18 protein-coding genes are annotated in these 22,286 nt (G+C 64.3%); 11 read left to right on the forward strand and 7 right to left on the reverse strand.

Annotated elements, in window-relative coordinates; all coding sequences use genetic code 11:
• Positions 1-189: 189 nt before the first annotated feature.
• On the forward strand, positions 190-948 hold the full coding sequence (locus FHY18_RS15365; protein WP_259156990.1) for a hypothetical protein: 759 nt from the start codon (positions 190-192) through the stop codon (positions 946-948).
• 106 nt (positions 949-1,054) lie between these two features.
• The gene (locus FHY18_RS15370) at positions 1,055-2,923 is read left to right on the forward strand and encodes a peptidoglycan-binding protein (RefSeq protein WP_259156608.1); all 1,869 of its coding nucleotides are present in this window, start codon (positions 1,055-1,057) and stop codon (positions 2,921-2,923) included.
• A gap of 133 nt (positions 2,924-3,056) precedes the next feature.
• Here FHY18_RS15370 and FHY18_RS15375 read toward each other — a convergent pair whose 3' ends face one another.
• From FHY18_RS15375 to glmS, 3 genes are all read right to left on the reverse strand, one after another.
• Positions 3,057-4,211, reverse strand: coding sequence for a hypothetical protein (locus FHY18_RS15375; RefSeq protein ID WP_259156610.1), 1,155 nt, complete (start codon positions 4,209-4,211; stop codon positions 3,057-3,059).
• A gap of 374 nt (positions 4,212-4,585) precedes the next feature.
• Positions 4,586-5,059, reverse strand: coding sequence for a hypothetical protein (locus tag FHY18_RS15380; protein WP_259156611.1), 474 nt, complete (start codon positions 5,057-5,059; stop codon positions 4,586-4,588).
• Positions 5,060-5,425: 366 nt separating this feature from the next.
• A complete protein-coding gene (gene glmS, locus FHY18_RS15385) occupies positions 5,426-7,255 on the reverse strand; it encodes a glutamine--fructose-6-phosphate transaminase (isomerizing) (protein WP_259156613.1) in 1,830 nt (609 codons plus the stop codon).
• A gap of 206 nt (positions 7,256-7,461) precedes the next feature.
• On the opposite strand from glmS, the gene FHY18_RS15390 reads away from it, so the two are divergent.
• The 8 genes from FHY18_RS15390 to FHY18_RS15425 all read left to right on the forward strand — a co-directional run bounded on the left by FHY18_RS15390 (position 7,462) and on the right by FHY18_RS15425 (position 17,574).
• Positions 7,462-8,733: an efflux RND transporter periplasmic adaptor subunit gene (locus FHY18_RS15390; RefSeq protein ID WP_259156614.1), complete on the forward strand. Its 1,272-nt coding sequence runs from the start codon at positions 7,462-7,464 to the stop codon at positions 8,731-8,733.
• A gap of 101 nt (positions 8,734-8,834) precedes the next feature.
• The gene (locus tag FHY18_RS15395; RefSeq protein WP_046963361.1) at positions 8,835-9,554 is read left to right on the forward strand and encodes an ABC transporter ATP-binding protein; all 720 of its coding nucleotides are present in this window, start codon (positions 8,835-8,837) and stop codon (positions 9,552-9,554) included.
• A gap of 12 nt (positions 9,555-9,566) precedes the next feature.
• The gene (locus FHY18_RS15400) at positions 9,567-10,865 is read left to right on the forward strand and encodes an ABC transporter permease (RefSeq protein ID WP_259156617.1); all 1,299 of its coding nucleotides are present in this window, start codon (positions 9,567-9,569) and stop codon (positions 10,863-10,865) included.
• A gap of 55 nt (positions 10,866-10,920) precedes the next feature.
• Positions 10,921-12,153 (forward strand): FtsX-like permease family protein, encoded by a 1,233-nt coding sequence (locus tag FHY18_RS15405; protein ID WP_259156619.1) that lies wholly within the window; start codon positions 10,921-10,923, stop codon positions 12,151-12,153.
• A gap of 42 nt (positions 12,154-12,195) precedes the next feature.
• Positions 12,196-13,524 carry an ABC transporter permease gene (locus tag FHY18_RS15410; protein ID WP_259156622.1) on the forward strand — a complete coding sequence of 443 codons (1,329 nt, stop codon included), beginning with the start codon at positions 12,196-12,198 and terminating at the stop codon, positions 13,522-13,524.
• Between the two features lies 1 nt (position 13,525).
• Complete coding sequence (locus FHY18_RS15415; RefSeq protein ID WP_259156624.1) at positions 13,526-14,761, forward strand: FtsX-like permease family protein; 1,236 nt, start codon at positions 13,526-13,528, stop codon at positions 14,759-14,761.
• Positions 14,762-14,869: 108 nt separating this feature from the next.
• Positions 14,870-16,213 carry a sigma-54 dependent transcriptional regulator gene (locus FHY18_RS15420; protein ID WP_259156626.1) on the forward strand — a complete coding sequence of 448 codons (1,344 nt, stop codon included), beginning with the start codon at positions 14,870-14,872 and terminating at the stop codon, positions 16,211-16,213.
• An 8-nt stretch (positions 16,214-16,221) separates the two neighbouring features.
• On the forward strand, positions 16,222-17,574 hold the full coding sequence (locus tag FHY18_RS15425) for a HAMP domain-containing sensor histidine kinase (RefSeq protein WP_259156628.1): 1,353 nt from the start codon (positions 16,222-16,224) through the stop codon (positions 17,572-17,574).
• 133 nt (positions 17,575-17,707) lie between these two features.
• On the opposite strand, the gene FHY18_RS15430 is transcribed toward FHY18_RS15425, so the two are convergent.
• A complete protein-coding gene (locus FHY18_RS15430) occupies positions 17,708-18,655 on the reverse strand; it encodes a right-handed parallel beta-helix repeat-containing protein (protein WP_259156631.1) in 948 nt (315 codons plus the stop codon).
• Positions 18,656-18,772: 117 nt separating this feature from the next.
• Positions 18,773-20,137, reverse strand: coding sequence for a bifunctional UDP-N-acetylglucosamine diphosphorylase/glucosamine-1-phosphate N-acetyltransferase GlmU (glmU, locus tag FHY18_RS15435; protein WP_259156633.1), 1,365 nt, complete (start codon positions 20,135-20,137; stop codon positions 18,773-18,775).
• A 146-nt stretch (positions 20,138-20,283) separates the two neighbouring features.
• Here glmU and FHY18_RS15440 point away from each other — a divergent pair, with 146 nt between their 5' ends.
• Complete coding sequence (locus tag FHY18_RS15440; protein WP_046963367.1) at positions 20,284-20,667, forward strand: GtrA family protein; 384 nt, start codon at positions 20,284-20,286, stop codon at positions 20,665-20,667.
• Positions 20,668-20,989: 322 nt separating this feature from the next.
• On the opposite strand, the gene FHY18_RS15445 is transcribed toward FHY18_RS15440, so the two are convergent.
• Both FHY18_RS15445 and FHY18_RS15450 read right to left on the reverse strand, forming a co-directional pair.
• Positions 20,990-21,577, reverse strand: a complete 588-nt coding sequence (locus FHY18_RS15445; RefSeq protein ID WP_259156635.1) for a chorismate mutase — start codon at positions 21,575-21,577, stop codon at positions 20,990-20,992.
• A 228-nt stretch (positions 21,578-21,805) separates the two neighbouring features.
• Complete coding sequence (locus tag FHY18_RS15450) at positions 21,806-22,228, reverse strand: F0F1 ATP synthase subunit epsilon (RefSeq protein WP_005992065.1); 423 nt, start codon at positions 22,226-22,228, stop codon at positions 21,806-21,808.
• Between the last annotated feature and the right edge of the window lie 58 nt (positions 22,229-22,286).

Genomic DNA, 22,286 nt, shown 5'->3' on the forward strand with positions numbered 1-22,286 from the left:
GCGCTGGAGTAGACTTTCGCCGCCCTCCGCAACGGATGCACCCCAATGCTCGTCAGGAAGATTCCACTGATCCTTGCGCTAGCGATGCTCGCCGCCTGCAAGCCGGCTGCAACGGACGCCACACCTCCGAAGACAGCCAGCGCCGCGGCCAGCGCCACCCCCAAACCTTCAGACAAGGACGCTTCTCCCATGCAGGACGCAACCCAGGGTTCAACCCAACAGCTCCAGCCGCCCCGCCCGGACAGCGTGCTGTACTTCATCAGCAACATCGATGGCGACGGCGCAACGTCCTATGAAGTCGCCAATGGCAGCTGGATCAATTACTGGTACGGCTTTCAATTCGAACTCAGCGGCACGCGTTATTACACCGGCTTCGCCTGGGAAACGCCCGAGCTCTTCGGCACAGAGCGCGAGAACCACTATCCCGCTCCGGGCACGAAGGTGACCTTGGCACATGCCACCTTCATCATTAGCGAACCTGGCAGCAAGTCGCCATGGAAGCTGCTTGGCGCAGAGCCGTACATCGGCGAATTCGGTGGAATGGAAAAAGGCAACACCGTCGATACGACACGTAAGCCACAGACCCTCGTCACCGACGACAGCCGGCTGGTCCTGGCCGTACCGACGTGGAGCCTGCAGTCGGGCGTACGGATCCTTTCCTACGACGCATTCGTGTTCAATCCGAAGGAAACCGATGACGTCAACGACAAACATTGGACGTATATCGGCAACATCCCGGCCGGGCAGGACAACAGTGCAAATTGTGGCGAGGATGCGCCTGGGAAGATTCCCTGTATTAAAAACACCAGTACGCTTGCGTTTGTTAAGCAGCCTGGTCTGCCCGCGCTGCGGGTGACCGTTTCTGCAGACTCGCCGACGAGCGGGGGTGACGAAACGGTCGTATACCGGTACGATGCGGCCCAGAAATCGTATTTGCCGACCCCTTAATACAGGACCAAAGGAATTGGTTCGGGCGGCGTACCGCTGCAGCCACTGGGCTGTAGCACTCAATCAAGGACCTTGAGCGATGCCAACGAATTACTCACGAGCCCAAGTGCTCGACATCATCGAACGCGAAGCAGCCGAGCGAAATATCCCGCGCGATGACTTCCTGCGGTTTGCCCACGTAGAGACCGGCGGTGCCTTTGACGAGCTGGCCAGCCGCGGAGCCGCTGGTGCCAAGGGGCTATTTCAGTTCACTCCTCCGACCGCTGCACAATACGGCATCGCTGGACGCGAGTTGGATGCAGTGGTCAACACCGACGCGGCAGCGCGGCTGTATCTGGATAATCGGACCAGCCTGGTTGACCGGCACGAACGCGATGGCCGGCCTTACCTGTCGGGCAAACCAGTGCCCGATGGCCTGGACATGTACATGGCCCATCAGCAGGGCGCGAGTGGTTACCGCTCTCTTCAGACCGCGATCGCCACAGGATCTTTCGGGCTTGAGAGCACTCGCGCCAACATCCTCAACAATGTTGGCGAGAAAGAACTGAAGTCTCTGACAGGTGTCGATTCGGCGACGTTCCAGCGCATGTCGGACAAGGACATGGCACAGACGTTCGTGCAGTACTGGGATACGAAGATGGACCGCATCCGTATCCCTGAAAAAGGCATTGAGCCCATTTCGGCCACGCAGCAGCAGGCACCGTCGCAAACCGCACCATCGCAGTCCGCAGCCGCACAGCCGGAGAAAGCTGCAGCGCATGGCATCGCGCTCCACGCCGCCTATGACCTCACCAACAAATACGACCACGTCAAGTACGGCATGGGCGCGAAGGATCCAGACAAAGGGAGGGTCGATTGTTCTGGCTGGGTGGTCGAGATGCAGAATGCGACCATGGGTGAAATCAACGAGGGCGCCGGCAAGGTCATCTTCACCAAGGACGAAAAGTTCAGCCCTGGTTTCGATAGTGCATCCGAATTGCTACGCAAGGCCGAACAACGCTCCGGCGTCCTGATCCAAGGCAAGGACGTCGCTGCCCAGAACCTCAAAGAAGGCATGATCATCGGCGAGGACAATGGGTCACTGGGGTGGGACAAAGGGCGCTACAAGGGCATCGACCACATCACCATGGTGGTGCGCGATCCCAAGGATGGCGAGCTCAAGATCAGCCAATCGCGTGGCGGTGAGGGCGTCGAGCTCAGCTCGCTGGATACCTACCTTGAACGCAAGCACGCCAAGGGCGTCAAGCTCTATGCCAGCGACCCGCTTTCCGAAGCGCGCGACTTGCTGCAGGACCGCAACCAGAGCAAGCAACAATCTCACGACAGCGACGCGCACAAACCCGCGCATGCGCAGGATGCGGTACAAACATCCGGCGTGCTGCGCGAAAAGGCGCATGGCGCTGAAGTTCTGAAGGTGCAGCAGACCTTGCAGCAGTTGGGCTACAGGGACGCAAAGGGCAACGAACTCAACTCCGACGGCGCCTATGGCCAGCGGACGGGTGAGGCGGTCAAGGCCTTTCAGCGTGCGCACGGACTGCAGGATGATGGCGTCGTCGGCGGCGATACGCTCAAGGCACTGAAGCAAGCCGAGAAGACGCCGTTGCTGTCGGAAAAAACCAATCCCGATAATCCGCTGTACAACCAGGCCGTGAGCAAGCTGGAACAGCTGGGTCCGAATTCGTTCGCCGACCGTCGCGCGTTGGAGAATGCAGCGGCTTCATTGGCGTTCGAAGCCAAGGTCAGCGGTCTGCAGCGCATTGACGCGGTGATACTGAGCAAGGACGGCACCGGATTGTTCGCTGTACAGGGTCAGCCAAACGACCCGGCGCACCAGCGGATCTATACGGACAAGGCAGGCGCTGCAGAACGCCCATTGGAGCAAAGCAGCAATGCCGTACGACAGGACGCGCAGTCGCAAACGCAGGTCCAGGATCAGCAAGAACTGCAACGCAGCCAGGCACGCCAAGTCGGCTGATGCATTCCCAATCCGCAAGACGGAACGGGCACTGCTCGATGGAGCAGTGCCCGTTCTGGTTTCAGGATGCGCTGATAGCAATTTTTACAGATCGCCAGAGCGGTCGGATGCCCGGCCTCGCCCGATCCGGCAATCAGTTGGAGGCAGTAACCGTTGCCCTGTCCGGGAACCACTGCGGCAACTGCTCGGCGAGCTTTGCGGCACATTCGTCGCTATAGGCCTGCGCAGCTTCTTTGACCATCGCGTAATCGTTTGCTTGCCATTCTTCCAGCGACGCGGTGCGCAGGGTAGGCTGGCACGACAGGCTGTACGGACTGGCCTTGCGCTTCAGGAACCCGCTTGATTCACCACCTATGCTGACCTGATAGCGCAGCTCGTACGGGGAGTTTTCGTCGCTCAGGCTCTGGTAGACCAGCCGCCATTCGGACATGAGCACCTGCAATGGAAAAGCATCGATCGGCATCGCGCCGGGCTTGGCGGTGAAGTAGCGCTTCAACTGCATGTTGATCGCATCGCGCTGTAGCGCATACCCCGGGTTGCCGATGCTTTCGATCTCCTCGCCCTTCAACTGGCGTTTGTCGAAGGTGAATCCGCCCATCCTGCCCAGCAGGACACCGGTAATTACATTTCCAGCGACCTGCCCCGCGATGACCGCGCCGGTATGACCTCGCCGGATCACGTGCAACATTTCATCGCCGGCAGGCTGACCATTGGCTGCGACGATCATGCGCGGCTGTAGCGGCAGCATCAACGCCCAGTCCGCAGAGAGCGATGGCGCAGTCGCTGCATCCCCACCACCAATGGCCGTAGGCTGATCCTGTGCTGCCACCACCACCGTCCCCGCCTCGGCAGCGGAGGCATACGCGGTTGCAGTAGAAAAGTCGCCACCCGCAAACGCAGGCAGTAGCGCGACTGCTTCTGCATGACGCGTCGGGGTACAGAACGTGCCGGCGGCACGCATCTGCGCCGCATGGAATCCGATACCGCTTGTCTGGTGCACCACGGCATCCTTGCCGTACTGCTCCACCAGCTTGGCGATCAGTGCATCCGATGGCGGTTGCTGTGCGCAAACCTCGGCAGCGGCGATGCGCGACCAGGCGAACTGCAATGCAGGATCCCAGCCCATCGCATCTTCGCCCACGAAACCGTGGTCGTAGTGATACGCATAGATGGCAGGGTCGATCTCCTGCAGCGTCATTCCGCCCTGACCGGCGTAGCCCGGCGGCAGGTCTTGTGCAACAGCAAGCCCAGGCAGTGCCAACAGCACTGCCGCGATACACGTCTTCATGAATCCACGTCCCTCTGGATGGTTGCGACGCGCAGCATGTCCCCCATGCTGCGCGCGCGATGCGCCGCAGTGCACCGACGCTGCGACGATCAACAATGCAGGTCCTGATCGTCGGGTAATGGCACTCACCCAGCGGATCTGCCTGCAGGGCTAGTGTGCGCGCAGACGCAGGCGATGGCAGTCGGGACGGGCCCGACGCGTGTCGGGACGGCCCCTGCCAAGGCTTATTGTTCAGTCCTTCTGGCAACACGTCGCACGCGCCCCGTCCGGTAGACGCGGACGCGGCGCGCTCATCGTCTGAGTGCACGAGCGGCGATGCCGCACCGGGCACCGGCCGCACGCGCCTGGCGGCTGCACAGCCGCCTTAGCCGCTCTCAGGCCTGCAAGATCCCACCCGCCCCAGGCTGCCACTCGCGGGGCGGGCGCAATGCAGCCAGGATGCGGACCAACTCGCGATAGCTGTCGGCCAGCTGTGCGAACAAGCTCGCATCGCTGCAGCGCGTGTCGGCTACCTCCGAATACGCGCCGCGCCCCAGGTCGATGAAGTAATCAACGCTGAGGCGACGGCGCTGCGCCACGCCGGGGAATAGCCCGGCAATCAGCAGGCAGCCATCGCCGACATCGCGTAACGCATCGGCCCGCACGCTGCCGATCTGATCCTGCGCATGCAACCACGCCAGCGCCTGGGTGCGCGACAACAGATGCGCATCGCGCTGAAAGCGCAGCAACACGAACACCAGATAGTGCTCGCGCGATTCGTCCAGCGGACGTGCGATCCGCTGCCCCGCCTCGCGCACCAACGCCTGCCACAATTCCGCCGGCGCGCCCTGTTTGAAAGACTCGTGCATACGTCCTCCTGCGTGGTGTTGACCCTCGCAAGAAGCTTATGCATAAGCTGGGCCAAAGCGTTGGCAGCGGCGATGGTCGAGCGCTAACCGGCCAGCGTCGGCTGGCCGGAGTGTCGCACGGGTCTCCACACCCGACCGTCCTGAAGCCCACAGGCATCGCCCGCCTCGCCAGGATCGCGGCAAGCGCAGGAGTCCGGTGTCGCGCCAGCATCCACCGCCGGTCTACGAAGCCGCCAACATCACGTGGGCGAGCGGCTCCAGGGCGGGTGCGCACGGGACACGGCCGCCGGCGTACAAGGCGTGGTGCATGCGCATTCCGGCACCGTTCGCGACCGCTCGACGGCGCAGCGGGTGTGTGGGCCGCGCTTACTCCACCGTCACCGACTTGGCCAGGTTGCGCGGCTTGTCCACATCGGTGCCGCGCGCCAATGCGGTGTGATATGCCAGCAACTGCACCGGGATGGTGTGGATCACCGGCGACAGCACGCCGGCATGACGCGGGGTGCGGATCACGTGCACGCCCTCGGATTCGCTGAAATGGCTGTCCTGGTCGGCGAACACGAACAGCTCGCCGCCGCGGGCGCGCACTTCCTGCATATTGGATTTGACCTTCTCCAGCAGCCGGTCGTTCGGTGCGATCACGACCACCGGCATCGTTGCATCCACCAGTGCCAGCGGGCCGTGCTTCAACTCGCCGGCCGGATACGCTTCGGCGTGGATATACGAGATTTCCTTGAGCTTGAGCGCACCTTCCAGCGCGATCGGGTAATGCAGGCCGCGACCGAGGAACAGCGCGTTTTCCTTCGGCGAAAACCGCTCGGCCCAGGCCATGATCTGCGGCTCCAGATTCAGCGCGTGCTGCACGCTGCCGGGCAGGAAGCGCAGCTGCTCCAGATAGTCGGCCTCTTCGGCCTCGCCGATGCGCCCCTGCAACTTGCCCAGCACCATGGTGAGTTGGAACAACACCGCCAACTGGGTGGTGAACGCCTTGGTCGAGGCCACGCCGATCTCGGCACCGGCGCGCGTGTAGCAGACCAGTTCGCTGGCGCGCGGGATCGCGCTTTCGGGCACGTTGCAGATCGACAGCGTATGCAGGTGGCCAAGCGATTTGGCGTATTTCAGCGCCTCCATCGTGTCCAGGGTTTCGCCGGACTGGGAGATGGTGACGATCAGATGTTTCGGGTTGGCATACGCGGCGCGGTAACGGTATTCGCTGGCGATCTCCACGCTGCACGGCAGCCCGGCGATCGCCTCGATCCAGTAGCGCGCGGTCAGGCCGGCGTAATAGCTGGTGCCGCAGGCCAGGATCTGCACGCCTTCGATGTCGCGCAGCACCGCTTCTGCGTTGGCACCGAACAGCGATGCCGGGAAACCCTTCGCATCGATCGCCGCTTCGATGGTGTCGGCCAGTGCACGCGGCTGCTCGTGGATTTCCTTCTGCATGAAATGGCGAAACGGCCCAAGCTCCAGCGATGCCAGCGAGACATCGGACAGATGCAGCGGGCGCTCGACCGGGGCGTCGTGGGCATCGAAGATGCGCACGCCATCGCGACGCAGCTCGGCAGTATCGCCCTCTTCCAGGAAGATCACCTGGCGGGTCGCCTGCACGATGGCCGACACGTCGGAGGCGACGAAGTTTTCGCCCTCGCCCACGCCGATCAGCAACGGGCAGCCCATGCGTGCGCAGACGAAGCGTTCCGGCTCGGCCTGACTCATCACCGCCAGCGCGTAGGCACCGGTCAGCTCCTTGACCGTGCGCTGCAGCGCACTGAGCAGATCGCCGGCGTCGGCCAGATGGTGATGGATCAGGTGCGCGATGACTTCGGTGTCGGTCTGCGACTCGAAGGTGTAGCCGAGCGCGCGCAGCTTCTCGCGCTGCTGTTCGTGGTTTTCGATGATGCCGTTGTGCACCAGCGCCACGCCCGCACTGATATGCGGGTGCGCGTTGGCCTCGGTGACGCCGCCGTGGGTGGCCCAGCGGGTGTGGCCGATGCCCAGCGTCGCGCCGAACTGTTCGGCCTGCGCCGCCTGCGCCATCTCGGCCACGCGCCCGGTGCGGCGCACGCGGCGGACCCGGTCGCCGTCGAGCACCGCAATGCCGGAAGAGTCATAGCCTCGATATTCCAGACGCTTGAGTCCTTCGATCAGGACCGGGACCACATCGCGCCCGGCGATCGCTCCGACAATGCCGCACATAGGGACAGCTCATTTGGAAAGAAGACCGGCATTTTAGCGTGTCCGCTCTTGTCCACTGCATGACCGTGCCCGGACAGCGTGTCCGCGCGGGTGTCCGCGGACACTGCGGACACTCGCCGCATTGGCAAGAATACCTTTGATATCAGCCACTTGGAATCTGGCACGCGGCGTGCTTTGTCAGCATGACGCCACCGAGCACGCCGACCATGATTCGTGACACCTCTGCCCAGGACCAGGTTCTTCGTACACCCGCCGGCAACGCGCCGTGGCGTCGCTGGCTGTGGCCCGGCGTCGCCAGCGTGGCGGTATTGGCCGGCATCGGTTGGGCGATCACTGCCTGGAGCGCCGGCAGCCGCTCCTTCGATGCCAGCCGGGTACGCATCGCCACGGTCAGCCAGGGCGACCTGGTGCGCGACATCGCCGCCGACGGCCGCGTCATCGCCGCCAACAGCCCGGTGCTGTACGCCATCTCGGCCGGTACGGTGACGCTGAGCGTGGTGGCCGGCGACGTGGTCAAGCAGGGCCAGGAGCTGGCGCGCATCGACAGCCCGGAGCTGCGCAGCAAACTGGCGCAGGAGCAGGCCACGCTGGCCGGGCTGGAAGCCGAGTCCAGCCGCGCCGGCCTGGATGCCACGCTCGCCCGCGCAACCGCCAGCAAGCTCACCGACCAAGCCAAGATCGACAAGCAGGCCGCCGCACGCGACCTGGAGCGCTACCAGCGCGGCTTTGATGGCGGCGCCGTGCCGCAGGTGGAACTGGCCAAGGCGCAGGACACCCTGAAGAAGACCGACATCGATCTGCAGCATGCCGAGCGCGACGCATCGTTGAAGAGCCAGGGTGCGGACCTGGATTCGCGCAACAAGCGCCTGCTGGCCGACCGCCAGCGCGCGGTGGTGGCCGAAGTGCAGCGCCAGGTCGATGCGCTCACCCTGCTGGCGCCGTTCGACGGCCAGGTCGGCCAGGTGCAGGCGGTGCAGCACACCCAGGTCGCGGCAAACGCGCCGATCCTGGGCGTGGTGGACCTGTCCAAGTTCGAAGTCGAGATCAAGGTACCGGAAAGCTTCGCGCGCGACCTCGCCATCGGCATGCCGGCCCAGCTCACCAGCGGCAGCGGCGAGCCGTTCCCCGGCGCCATCTCGGCGGTGTCGCCGGAAGTGGTCAACGGCGAGGTCACCGCGCGCATCCGCTTTGCCGACAAGCAGCCGCCGGGCCTGCGCCAGAGCCAGCGCATGAGCGCGCGGGTGGTGATGGATACCCGCCGCAACGTGCTCAAGGTCGAACGTGGCCCGTTCGTCGAACAATCCGGCGGCAGCTACGCCTACGTCATGGACGGCAACACCGCGGTGCGCCGACCGGTGCGCATGGGTGTCAGCAGCCTGGGCGAGGTGCAGGTGCTGTCCGGCCTGCAGGTCGGCGACCGCGTGGTGGTGTCCGGCGCAGACAACTTCGGGGATGCACCGCGCGTCACCGTTCACTAGAAACGATAACCCTGCAGCCTCCACACCCCGGCGACTACGCGCCACGTCCCAGCCGTCACGCTCAATCTCTTTCGCACACCTCTCTCGCAAAGGACTCGGCAATGCTCAAGATGCAATCGGTCTCCAAGGTCTTCCGCACCGAACAGGTGGAAACGCACGCACTGCGTTCGCTGGACCTGCATGTGCGCGAAGGCGAATTCGTCGCCGTCACCGGCCCCTCCGGCTCGGGCAAGACCACCTTCCTCAACCTGGCCGGGCTGCTGGAAACCTTCACCAGCGGGCAGTACCTGCTCGACGGCGAAGACGTCAGCCATCTGTCCGACGACGCACGTTCGCGGCTGCGCAACCGCAAGATCGGTTTCATCTTCCAGGGCTTCAACCTGATTCCCGATCTCAACCTGTTCGACAACGTCGATGTGCCGCTGCGTTATCGTGGCATGGCGGCGGCCGAGCGCAAGCAGCGCATCGAAGAGGCCCTGACCAAGGTCGGCCTGGGCTCGCGCCTGAAGCACTACCCCACCGAGTTGTCCGGTGGTCAACAGCAGCGCGCCGCCATTGCGCGTGCACTGGCTGGCAGTCCACGTTTGCTGCTGGCTGACGAACCCACCGGCAACCTCGACTCGCAAATGGCACGCGGGGTGATGGAACTGCTGGAAGAGATCAACAGCCAGGGCACCACCATCGTGATGGTCACCCACGACCCGGAACTGGCCGCACGCGCGCAACGCAACGTCCATATCGTCGACGGTCAGGCCACCGATCTGGAACGCAACCCCGCGCTGATGCGCTCGCGCGACAGCGCACCTACCCTGGCCGAGTAAGAGGCACATCCCATGTTCGGCTACTACTTCAATCTTGCGTTACGCAGCTTCCGCCGCAACAAGGTGCTGACCGCGCTGATGGTGCTTGCGATCGCGCTGGGCATCGGCGCCAGCATGACCACCTTGACGGTGTTCTATGTGCTATCGGGCGATCCGATTCCGCAGAAGAGCGATCGGTTGTTCAGCGCCTTGGTGGACCCATACCCCAAGGCAGGCTACCAGCCGGGAGAAGAGCCTGGCGACCAGGTCACTCGCTTCGATGCCGAAACGCTGCTGCGCGAAAAGCGTGCAAAACGGCAAGCGCTGATGACTGGTGGAAGAGTGGCGATCGAGCCCGACAAGAATGGTATGACTGCCTTCAAATCGGAAGTGCGCTTTACATCGGCAGATTTCTTCCCGATGTTCGAAACGCCTTTCCTGTATGGCCAAGGCTGGTCGGCAGGTAGCGACACGGGGCACGAACGCGTTGCGGTGATCACCAAGGAGCTCAACGACAAACTGTTCGACGGCAGCAACAGTGTCGGCCGTGACCTGCGCATGGACAAGAACACATTTCGTATCGTTGGCGTTCTCAATGACTGGAAAGTCAATCCACGTTTCTATGATGTCAGCAACACCTACGGCTCGAGCGAGCAAGTGTATCTGCCGTTCTCCGTCGCAATGGATCTGAAGATGGATCATTACGGCAGTATCAATTGCTATGGCAAGAACGACAGCGACCAGACAGCGCTCAACGCACCCTGCACATGGATGCAGTATTGGTTGGAGCTCGACAGCCCCGCGCAGGCTGGCGACTACAAAGCCTACCTGGATAACTACTCCGATCAGCAGCGCGCTGCAGGGCGTTTTGAACGTCCGAACAATACCCGCCTACGCAACGTGATGGAGTGGCTGGACTACAAGGAAGTGGTCCCTAGCGACGTCCGCCTGCAGCTATGGCTGGCGATGGGCTTCCTGCTGGTGTGTCTGCTCAATACCGTAGGTTTGCTACTTGCCAAGTTCCTGCGCCGCAGTGGAGAGATCGGTGTGCGTCGCGCCCTGGGTGCCTCACGCGGTGCCATCTTTGCGCAATGCCTGGTCGAAGCCGGAACCATCGGACTTGCAGGCGGCATTGCAGGGCTTGGGCTGGCATGGTTGGGGCTGTGGGTCGTGCGCCAACAACCTGTCGACTACGCCAAGCTTGCGCATCTGGATCCGAAGATGTTGTTGCTCACCTTCGCATTGGCGCTCGTTGCCAGCTTGCTGGCCGGCTTGCTGCCCTCCTGGCGTGCCATCCAGGTTGCGCCTGCGCTGCAGCTCAAAGCGTCCTGACCACCAAGCCCGCCGCCCTGCGGCGGGCACGGCCTCTTATCCGAAGGTACCGCCCATGGACATCCGCCCCATCATTTCCACCCTGCGCCGTCACAAGACCGCGTCAGCATTGATCGTGCTCGAGATCGCACTCGCCTGCGCCATCATCTGCAATGCCATGTTCTTGATCGGCAACCGCATCGAGACGCTGCAGCAACCCAGCGGCATCGCCGAATCGGAACTGGTCAGCGTCCAATTGGGCGGCATCGGCACCCAGGTCAATGCAGAAGCGCGCACACGCGAAGACCTGGCTGCACTGCGCAGCCTGCCAGGTGTCCGCAGCGCGATCGTCATCAATCAGATTCCCTTTGTGCATTACTCATGGAACAGCAGCATCTCCCTGACGCGTGAACAAGAGCGCCAGACACTTAGCGCTGCGCAATACATGGCCGGTGAAGGCACCCTCGGCACACTTGGCCTGCAACTGGTCGCAGGGCGTGACTTCACCGCAAGTGAATTCATCGACATGGCACAGGCCAATAACGACAGGTCCATCGACCAGAAAGGCCTTTCAGTGATCATCACTCGGCGCATGGCTGACAAGCTGTTCCCCTCGCAAAATGCATTGGGAAAGACAGTCTATGCAGGCGATACCGCACTCCACATCATCGGCATCGTGCAGACACTGGCACGCCCCACCAACGATAGCGCCGGCGGTGTTGATCAAAGCAATTACTCGATGTTGCTACCACTGCGCATCGACTACACCGCAGGCCAGTACATTATTCGTGTCACCGATCCAACGCGTCGGGCAGAGGTGCTGCAATCTGCCGTCGCTGCGCTGATGAAATTAGACAATAGCCGGCTGGTCCTGAAACAGCAGACGTATAGCGAAATCCGCACGGAATATTTCGAGAATGATCGCGCAATGGTGTGGCTACTTGGCGCGGTCTGTATCGCACTGCTGATCGTCACCGCACTGGGCATCGTGGGCTTGGCCAGCTTCTGGGTGCAGCAGCGTACCAAGCAGATCGGCATTCGCCGCGCACTGGGCGCCACGCGTGGCCAGATCCTGCGCTACTTCCAGATCGAGAACTTTCTGCTGGCCTCGGTCGGTATCGTGCTCGGCATGCTGCTGGCTTACTCAATCAATATCTGGCTGATGGCCCGCTACGAATTGCCACGCCTGCCGGTGCTGTATCTGCCGATCGGCGCGCTCACGCTGTGGGTACTGGGCCAGATCGCGGTGTTCTGGCCCGCACGTCGCGCGGCGTTGGTGCCGCCGGCAGTGGCCACGCGCAGCGCGTGAGGTGACACAGATGCTGATCGCCACCCGCAAAGGCCTTCGGTGATGTTGCGCTACTGCCTGCAACTGGCCTGGCGCAGCCTGTTGCGCACTCCGGTTGCCAGCGGCCTGATGGTGCTGGCAATCGGGCTGGGAATCGGTGCAAGCATGACCATGCTGACGGTCCTGCATGTCATGTCGCGCGACCCGCTACCAGGCAGGAGTCAGACGCTTTACACCCCGCACCTGGATCCGCTGCCAAGGGATCTTCCACGCTCGCGGGAATGGGCCGACCCGTCGGACAATCTGACCTGGCCAGATGCGATGGCCTTGCTGCACGCCGGTCCGGCTGTCCATCAAGCCGCAATGGCGAGCGGGCAGTCGCTGATCTGGCCGGTACAGGCTGCCAACACTCCGCTCGACCTCAACGGCCGCTATGCCACTGCAGGGTTCTTTGCGCTGTTTGGCATCCCGCTGCAACGTGGGGGCAGCTGGAGCAGGCAGGACGACCAGGACCACACGCGCGTGATCGTGTTGAGCCAGACACTTGCAAACACCTTGTTCGGTTTGCGCGATCCGATTGGCCAGACCGTCGCCGTCGGCGAGCAGCGCATTGGCTTTCGCGTGATCGGCGTCATCGGCAAATGGAATCCGCAACCGCTGTTCTATGCCGATCCAAGCCGCAAAGGCGCCTTTGGCGACCAGGACGATTTCTTCCTGCCGCTCTCAACGGCGATGGAGCTGAAGCTGGACGCAGGCACCAGCATCAGCAGCTGGGACCCGCACAGCGACAATGACGTCAAACATCTGCAGAGCCCCTCTACCAGCTGGCTGCAGTTCTGGGTGCAATTGGATACCCCGCAACAAGTGGCCGCATACCAGCGTTTTCTCTACGACTACGCCGCAACCCAACATGCCAGCGGGCGCTTTCAGCGGCCACCGCAGACCGCCCGACTGTATTCGTTGATGGACTGGCTGCAACACCTGCAGATGGTGCCCGACGATCTGCGTCTGCAGACACTGCTGGCCTTGGGGTTCCTGTGGATCTGCCTGATCAACGTGATCGCCTTGTTGCTGGCCAAATTCCTGCGCCGCAGTGGCGAGATTGGCGTGCGACGTGCTCTTGGCGCACGCCGCGGCCACGTGATGTTGCAGTTTGGCACTGAAGCGGTACTGATCGGCGTCGTGGGTGGCCTGATGGGAACCGCGATCGCCGAGGCGGGGCTCTGGAGCGTGCGCCAGCGCCCCGACGACTATGCCGGCTTGGCCCACCTGGATGCGCCAATGCTGCTGACCACCGTGGCGCTTGCCATCGTCGCCGCCCTGCTTGCAGGACTGCTGCCGGCCTGGCGGGCCAGCCGTATCAACCCGGCCCTGCAGGTCAAGGACCTCTGAGATGCGTCTGCCATTGCGCCCGATTCTTTCCAGCCTGGGACACCACCGCCTTACCGCCGGGCTGCTGGCCCTGCAGGTGGCGCTGACCTGCGCATTCGTCACCAATGCGGTGTTCCTGATCGACGACCGCATCGAAAGGCTGCGCACGGCGACCGGCTTGCCCGAAGACGAAGTGGCGCTGGTCAGCGTTCGCGGCCTGCACGCCAAGGCCGATGCGCCAGCGCAATGGCAGGCCGACCTGATCGCGCTGCGCGGCATTCCCGGGGTCACGGCGGCCACCGCAATCGGAGCGACGCTGCCGTTGTCGGGCGGCGCGGACGACAGCGGCATCTGTGCCGACAAACGCGCACTGGAGCGCGCAATCGCCCTGCGATCCAGCGGCGCGGCCGGCTGCGTCGACGCCAGCTACTACAGCGGCTCGCCCGGTTTCGTGCGGGCCATGGGCGCGCGCCTGATCGCCGGCCGCGATTTTCGTCCGGACGAGTATTCCAGCGCCACGCCGGGCACGATCATCGTCACCCGCTCGCTGGCGCAACAACTCTGGCCAGATCAGGGGGCCGTCGGCAAAACGCTGTACGCATGGGATAGCCAGAGCACCGTCGTCGGCGTGGTGGAGGATCTGCTGCGGCCAAGGCTGCGCAAGCCCGAGCTCGATCATCTGGTGGCCTTGTCGCCGCAGTTGCCTACCGGCAATCAGACGCACTATCTGGTACGCAGCGCGCCGGAAGACCGCGATCGCGTACTGGTGCAGGTGGCCGGCGTGCTGGCCAGGTCAGGTCCGTTGCGGATGATCCCGGAAGACAAGCAACGCAGTTTTGCGCAGATACGCGCGCGCTACTTCCAACGCGATACGACGATGATCGGCCTGTTGCTTGCCGCGACCACGGGATTGCTGTTTGTCACCGCCCTGGGCATCGGAGGACTGGCCAGTTTCTGGGTCCAGCAGCGGACGCGACAGATCGGTATCCGTCGTGCCATCGGTGCAACCCGTGGCGATATCCTGCGTTACTTCCAGGCGGAAAACCTGCTGATCGTCGGCAGCGGCAGCGCCTTGGGCATGCTGTTGGCAATGCTGCTCAACCAATGGCTGATGCTCCGTTACGACGCGGTGCCCCTGCCGCCGCTTTACTTACCAGCCGGTGCGGTGACCGTGCTGCTGCTCGGCCAGCTTGCGGTGCTGTGGCCTGCACGACGCGCTGCGACAGTGGCCCCGGCGATTGCCACACGCACTGCATGAGGCGCCCGGCCTGCCGGATGCCGGCACGACAATCCTGCCTGCTGCTGCGATGATGCGATCTGTCTGCCTCCTCCGTCCGTTCGCCCTCGCACTCCAACAAGGTTCCCGATGCCGCAGATCCTGATCATCGACGACAACACCGCGGTAGCCACCGCGCTGGAGGTGCTGTTTTCCTTGCACGACATCGAGGCGCGGCACGCGCATTCGCCGCAGGCCGGATTGGCGCTGCTGGACGAGCAGGCGTTCGACCTGGTGATCCAGGACATGAATTTCACCGCCGACACCACCTCCGGCGAGGAAGGCGAAGCGTTGTTCGCCCAGATCCGTCAGCGCCACCCGGACCTGCCGGTGATCCTGCTCACGGCCTGGACTCACCTGGGTAGCGCGGTCGGGCTGGTCAAGGCGGGCGCCGCCGATTACATCGCCAAACCGTGGGACGACAACAAGCTGCTCACCACGGTCAACAACCTGCTGGAGCTATCCGAAGCGCGCCGCGAGCTCGCGCGCCGCCGCGAACGCGAGCACCGTGGTCGCGAGCAACTGACACAGCGCTACGATCTGCGCGGCGCGGTGTTCGCCGACCCCGCCAGCGAACGCGCCATCGCGCTCGCCTGTCAGGTCGCACGTTCGGAGTTGCCGGTCCTGATCACCGGCCCCAACGGCAGCGGCAAGGAGAAGATCGCCGAGATCATCCAGGCCAATTCGGTCAACAAGCGCGGCCCCTTCATCGCGCTCAACTGCGGCGCCCTGCCGGGCGAATTGATCGAGGCGGAATTGTTCGGTGCCGAAGCCGGCGCCTACACCGGTGCCAACAAGGCGCGCGAAGGCAAGTTCGAAGCGGCCGACGGCGGCACGCTATTCCTGGACGAAATCGGCAATCTGCCGCTGGCCGGCCAGATGAAATTGCTGCGCGTGCTGGAAACCGGTCGCTATGAGCGGCTGGGCTCCAACCGCGAGCGCCACGCCAAGGTGCGGGTGATCAGCGCCACCAATGCCGATCTGCCGTCGATGATCCGCGACGGCAGCTTCCGCGAGGACCTGTATTACCGTCTCAACACGGTGGAAATCGCGCTGCCCGCCCTGGCCGAGCGCCCGGGCGACATCGCGCCACTGGCCGAGCACTTCCTGGCAGGCGGCAAACCGTTGTCTGCGCAAGCACGCGATGCGCTGCAGCGACACGCCTGGCCGGGCAATGTGCGCGAGCTGCGCAACGTGCTGCAACGTGCGTCGCTGCTTGCGCAAGGCGCGCGGATCGAAGCGAGCGATTTGAACCTGCCGCGCGCCACCGCAGCGCGGCCGGTGGCGGCAGTCGCCGGCGAGCCGGATCGCGCACGCATCGAACAGGCCCTGGCGCGCGCGCAAGGCGTGATCGCACAGGCCGCTGCCGAACTGGGACTGAGCCGACAGGCGCTGTACCGGCGTATGGACCGTTACGGCATCAGATCGGAATGACTGCGCGCATGTGGCATCGCTCCTTCACGTTCACCCTGTTTCTAAGGCTGTTGCCGGTGCTTGCACTGGCCGCCGCCCTGCCGTGGTTCATGGCGTACTGGCTGGATCGCGGCTGGCAGGTCGCTGCGATTTCGGTCGTCGTTGTGCTGGCCGCGATGTGGTTCAGCCTCATCCGCGCCACCGCGCCGATGCGCTCGCTGTTCCGCGCCCTGGCCGGCACCACCAGCAGCTACCGCGATGGCGAATACAACTTCGGCGTGTACTGGCGCGGCAGCGACGAACTGGCGCAACTGGTGCAGGCGCATTCCGAACTGGGCGATGTGCTGCGCGCGCAGCGACGCGACCTGGTGCAACGCGAGTTGATGCTCGACACCATGCTGCAGAACACCCCCGTGGCAATGCTGCTGGTGGTCGCTGGCGGCGATGGCCTGCGCCGCATCGGGTTTTCCAACAACGCCGCGCGCAAGCTATTGCATGACGGACGCAAGCTCGAAGGCCAGCATCTGGACGACGTGCTCGAACGCATGCCAGGCGAACTGCGCGATGCGCTGGCGCGTGGCGGCGACTGCCTGTTCGCGGTACGCGAGGACGGTGATGACGAGGACGACGAGCAGATCTATCACCTGTCGCGGCGCAGCTTCCACCTCAATGGCCGCGGCCACGAGTTGCTGCTGATCCGCACCCTGACCACCGAGTTGCGACGGCAGGAAGTGCAGACCTGGAAAAAGGTCATCCGCGTGATCAGCCATGAATTGAACAACTCGCTCGCACCGATCGCCTCGCTGGCGCATTCCGGCGCCGAGCTGCTGCGCCGCGAGCGCACCGACCGTCTGGGCACGGTCTTCGAAACCATCGAAGAGCGCGCGCGTCATCTGGAAGGCTTCATTCGCGGCTACGCGCGCTTTGCCAAGCTGCCGCAGCCGCAATTGCAGACCATCGAATGGGCGCCGTTTCTCGAACGGCTGCGACAACAGATCCCGTTCCAGTTGCAGGGCGAGATCAGCAGTGTCAGCAGCCGCATCGATGCAGCGCAGGTCGAACAGGCCATGCTCAATCTGCTCAAGAATGCACACGAGGCCTGCAGCGAAGCGCAACCGCCCAATAGCGAGGTTGCAGTGCGCGTGACACGCTTACCGCAGTGGCTGCGGATCGAAGTGCTCGACCGTGGCAATGGCATGAACGAAGCGGTGCTGCACAATGCATTGATGCCGTTCTATTCGACCAAACGCAATGGAACCGGGCTGGGGCTTGCGCTCACCCGCGAGATCGCCGAAGCGCATGGCGGGCGTATTTCGCTGCATAACCGCGAGCAAGGCGGCCTGTGCGTGACCTTGTTGCTGCCGTCGGCATCGGCTGCATAGCCAGACATTTTCGACCCGTCCAACGCCTCGTCCAGCGCAGCTCACTGATCGGTCGCCAGGCCCGGCAAGACCACCCCGCCGCGCGGACACCGAGTGTAAGAACGCGCACGCCCGCCCTGCCACCACGGCGCCGTCAATCGGGTTTCAGCGTGCCACGCTCTGCAATGCGCGGCTGTTTCAGCGCGCCACACGCATCGTCTGCGCCGGTGGTCCTGGTCGCGTCGATGGCACGGTAATACCCGATGCCGACGGTATTGCCAACGAACTCGCCCCCCTGCGAGGGGCACTCTCCATCGGCCTTGAACCAGTCCGAAAACGCGGCGTACTTGCCGGCCCTGAGGAAGTGGTTGCCGCCGACATAGGTCCGATCGGACGCATCGCGCGTACGCACTGCATCGCCGTTGACATCCACAAACGTATTGCCTTCGATCCGGTTACCGGACGAGTGCCGCGCCAGATACAGAGCATGGATGAAGCCCGAGGTGTCGGTGTCGTTTTCGATCGACACAAAGCGATTGTGTTCGATGCGGTTATCGCGCGACTGCTGCAGCCGGATCGCCGCAAACGAGTACGCGGCCTCGGTGCTACGACCATAGCGCCCACCGATCCGCTCGAACTGCATGTTGCGGATCGTGTTGCCGCCATTGCCGTCCTCGGCGGCCTTGCTGCTGCCCAGATCCAGCGCCATCCAGTAGTTGCTGACCTTCAACCCCTCGAATGTCAGGCGCGTCGGCGCATTTCGACCACTTTTCAAGGCGAACCAGGTCGCACCGCCGCGTCCATCGAAGAGCGGCGGGCTGGCAGCGCCAGCAGCGGCGATGAAGCGGATCGGCGCGCCGTTGGCAAAGGTCCATTGCACCGACTGTTGAAGATAGGTGCCCGGGGCGATCACCACCTCCACGTCCCCTGCTGGCCGTCGTTCGACCAGGCGTTGCTGCGCGGCGTCGAGACTGCGCAATGCCGTCGAAGGCGCGGTGCCCGCCGCCGCATCATCGCCATCGGGCGCCAGATACAGCCGGTAACTCGCCGCGGCTGCAACGCCTGGCTGCAGCAGCGGCACGCCAAGGAGGAGGATCAACACCGTATGTGGTCGTCGCAGCATCGTGCACCTTCCGTCGTTACCCGCAGCACGGCCAAGCATCGCTGTGCAGCACGGCTGCGCTGCGTCACTCACCCGCATCGCGACAACCGCTCCATGCTACTTCTTGGTCGGCCGCTCCCACCCTTCGATCACTGTCTGCCGCGGGCGCGCCACGCTGAGCTGGCCGGCCGGCGCATCGCGCGTAATTACCGAGCCCGCACCGATGGTGGCATTGGCACCGACGGCGATCGGCGCCACCAGTGCGCTGTTGGAGCCGACGAACGCGCCGTCGCCAATGGTGGTCTGCGACTTGTTCACGCCATCGTAGTTGCAGGTGATGGTGCCGGCGCCGATGTTCACCTTGCTGCCGATCACCGCATCGCCCAGGTAGGTGAGGTGATTGGCCTTGCTGCCCACACCCATTGTGACCTTCTTGGTCTCGACGAAATTGCCGATATGCACGCCATCGGCGAGCACGGTGCCAGGGCGCAGACGCGCGAACGGGCCGATCTGCACCGCACCTTCGGTCACCACGCCTTCCAGATCGCAGTGCGCGCGCACCTGCGTGCCGGCACCCAGGGTCACATCGCGCAGCCGTACGAACGGGCCGATCACCACGCCGTCGCCAAGCGTGACATCGCCTTCCAGAATCACATCGATATCCAGCTGCACATCGCGTCCCACCTGCACCGTGCCGCGCTGCTCCACGCGCGCCGGGTCGGCCATGCGCACGCCCTGCAGGCACAGCGCACGCGCTGCGCGCGCCTGCCAGGCGCGTTCCAGCTGGGCCAGCTGCCAGGGGTCGTTGGCACCTTCCACATCCTGCGGATCGGCCACATGCACCATGTCGGCCGGCGTGAAGTCGGCGGCGGCGCTGGCAAACACGTCGGTGAGATAGAACTCGCCCTGTGCATTGTTGTTGGACAACCCGCCCAGCCAACGCCGCAGTGCGGTGGATTCGGCGGTGAGGATGCCGGTGTTGATGGTGCGGATGCGCCGCTGCTCGTCGTTGGCGTCCTTCTGCTCGATGATCGCCGCCACCTTGCCTTCGGCATCGCGCAGGATGCGTCCGTAGCCGGTGGGGTTGGCGAGTTCGGCGACCAGCACCGCCATCCGGCCGGGCGCATGCAGCAACTGCAACAGGGTCTCGCTGCGGATCAGCGGCACATCGCCGTACAGCACCAGCACGGTGGCCGCATCCGGAATCGCATCCATCGCCTGCTGCACGGCGTGGCCGGTGCCCAGTTGCTGCCGTTGCTCGGCCCACTGCAGATCGGCCTGTCCGGCAAATGCCGCGCGCACCTGGTCGCCGCCGTGCCCGTAGACGATATGGACCGCGGCCGGCTGCAGCTGCCGCGCGGTGGCGATGACATGCGCCAACATCGGCTGGCCCGCCAACGGCTGCAGCACCTTGGGCAGGGACGAGCGCATGCGCTTGCCCTCGCCCGCAGCCAGGATCAAGACGTGCAGGGGCAGGGTCATCAAGAATTCCAAAGGCGGGAGATACGCCAAATTCTAGTCGCAGCCATGCAAAACCGCGTACTCGCTCGATACCCTCAACACGCGATGACAACTTTTTAAGCACTGCGGCCGCTAGGATGGGCGCCCTTTCTTCGTCCCCGGTACGCATGAGCCTGTTCCGCCAAGGCAGCCAGTTCACCCTGATTGGCGGCCTGCAATTGGCTGTGGACTGCGGCATCTTCATCGCCGCCACCGCCGCCGGCATGCCGACGGTGCCGGCCAATCTGCTCGGGCGCATCAGCGGCGCGGTGCTGGGTTTCTGGCTCAATGGCCGTTACACCTTCGCCCAGCAGGGCGGCGCGCGGCTGGGCTGGCAGCGCTTCCGCCGCTTTGCGGTGATGTGGCTGGCGTTGACGCTGATCAGCACCTGGCTGCTGTCGGCGACGGTGGATCTGGTCGGCCTGCGCCAGGCCTGGCTGGCCAAGCCGCTGGTCGAAGGCGGGCTGGCGATCGTGTCGTTCTTTCTTGGCCGGCATGTGGTGTATCGCTGACCGCGACGCGGTTAGCGAGGCTGGAGCGCGCTAGCACGCAGCGTTTCAACCAAGACAGCTGGCCGCTGCCCGTCTCATCGCCAGCAGCGCGCGCACTGCAAGCGCTCACCACGCCGCTAGCGCAACCACCAGTCCGGCGTGATCCAGGCGCAAGCGCGGCATCTACCGACGCACCGCCCTTGCCTGCGACGGCAACCGCGCACCGGCACTGGTCCGGCACACCGGCGGCCTTGCAAGCGCTGCACGGCGCTCCGCTGGCCCGCGCCGCCCGCTCATCACTGCAGTCGCGTCGCGCCACCGGCCCTATCCCGGCAACGCCGGACTAGGTCCTGCCGGGTGCCTGCTGACAGAAGTCGCCCAGGCCACGCACCAGTGCCGCGCGGTGCAAGGCATCCAGCTGCCATTGCGCCGCGTAGTGCGCCGCAGCCCGTGCCGTGTTGGTCGTGCATTGCGCCGCCGAACGCGCCGCAGCAGCATCAGCCAGCGCATCGAGCAACTCGCCCTGCAGCTGATCCAGACGTGCGCGCAGTGCGGCCAGATCCGGGCGAGCGGTATCCGGCGCGCGTCCACGTTCGTGCCAGTGGTTCAGCAGCGCGTACTGCACCGATTTGTTGGCCTCGATCTGCGCGGCAAAAAAACGGGCCGCATCCTCGGCGTCCAGTCCATGCGCCGGTGCCTGGTCGCGCACGCTCTGCAGCACCGCCGCTTCGCGCGCCTGGTCCAGCACCGGCTTGCCGCTATCCCACTTGCTCAGCGCCACCGCATCGCCGATCGCATTGCGCTGCACGATGCGATCCAGCAGCGGATCCAGCGGCGGCTGGCTGCGTGCCGGCAACGCGCAGCCCAGCAGTGCGACAGCAAGCGTGCACGTCAGTGCATAACCGCGGAAGCCATCGATCGAGCGGGCCATGGGAGTGTCCTCAACGTCGGATGTAACCATGCCATGGCGCAGTGAAACGCTGCATGGCAACCAGCCACGCAGTGTGCGCGCTGGCCGCCGCACGCGGCTTTCCGCCGCGCACGCGCATCTCCAAAAACGAAAACGCCGACACGAAGGTCGGCGTTCCGGTCCACATCTGCAGGCGGCATTGCAGCTGAGGCGTATCGCTGGCCCACAGACCGTGGGCCAGGCGATCGATCAGTGCTTGAGGTTGCGACGCAGACGCTCCAGTGCCTGCAGCTGCACCGTCGCCTCGGCCAGCTGACGCTGCGCCTGGGCCACATCCACCGTGTCGCCACGGTTGGCCAGCAGACGCTCGGCTTCTTCCTTGACCTTGCGCACGGCGGCTTCGTCGATGTCCTGTGCACGCACCGCGGTGTCGACCAGCACGGTCACCACCTGCGGCTGCACTTCCAGGATGCCGCCGGAAATGGCGAAGTCCAGCTGTTCGCCACTGGCGGTGGTGACCACCACCTTGCCCGGCTTCAGGCGCGTGATCAGCGGCGCGTGCTTGGGCGCGATGCCCAGCTCACCCAGCTCGCCGGTGGCCACGACCAGCGTCGCCTCACCGTGGAAGATTTCCTTCTCGGCGCTGACGATGTCGCAACGGATAGTGCTCATGGTGCCTCGCGTTGTGAGGCGGGGATTGGGGATTGGGGATTCGGGATTGGCAACCGCA

The sequence above is a fragment of the Xanthomonas sp. 3793 genome, assembly GCF_024806835.1.
Lineage (GTDB): Bacteria > Pseudomonadota > Gammaproteobacteria > Xanthomonadales > Xanthomonadaceae > Xanthomonas > Xanthomonas arboricola_F.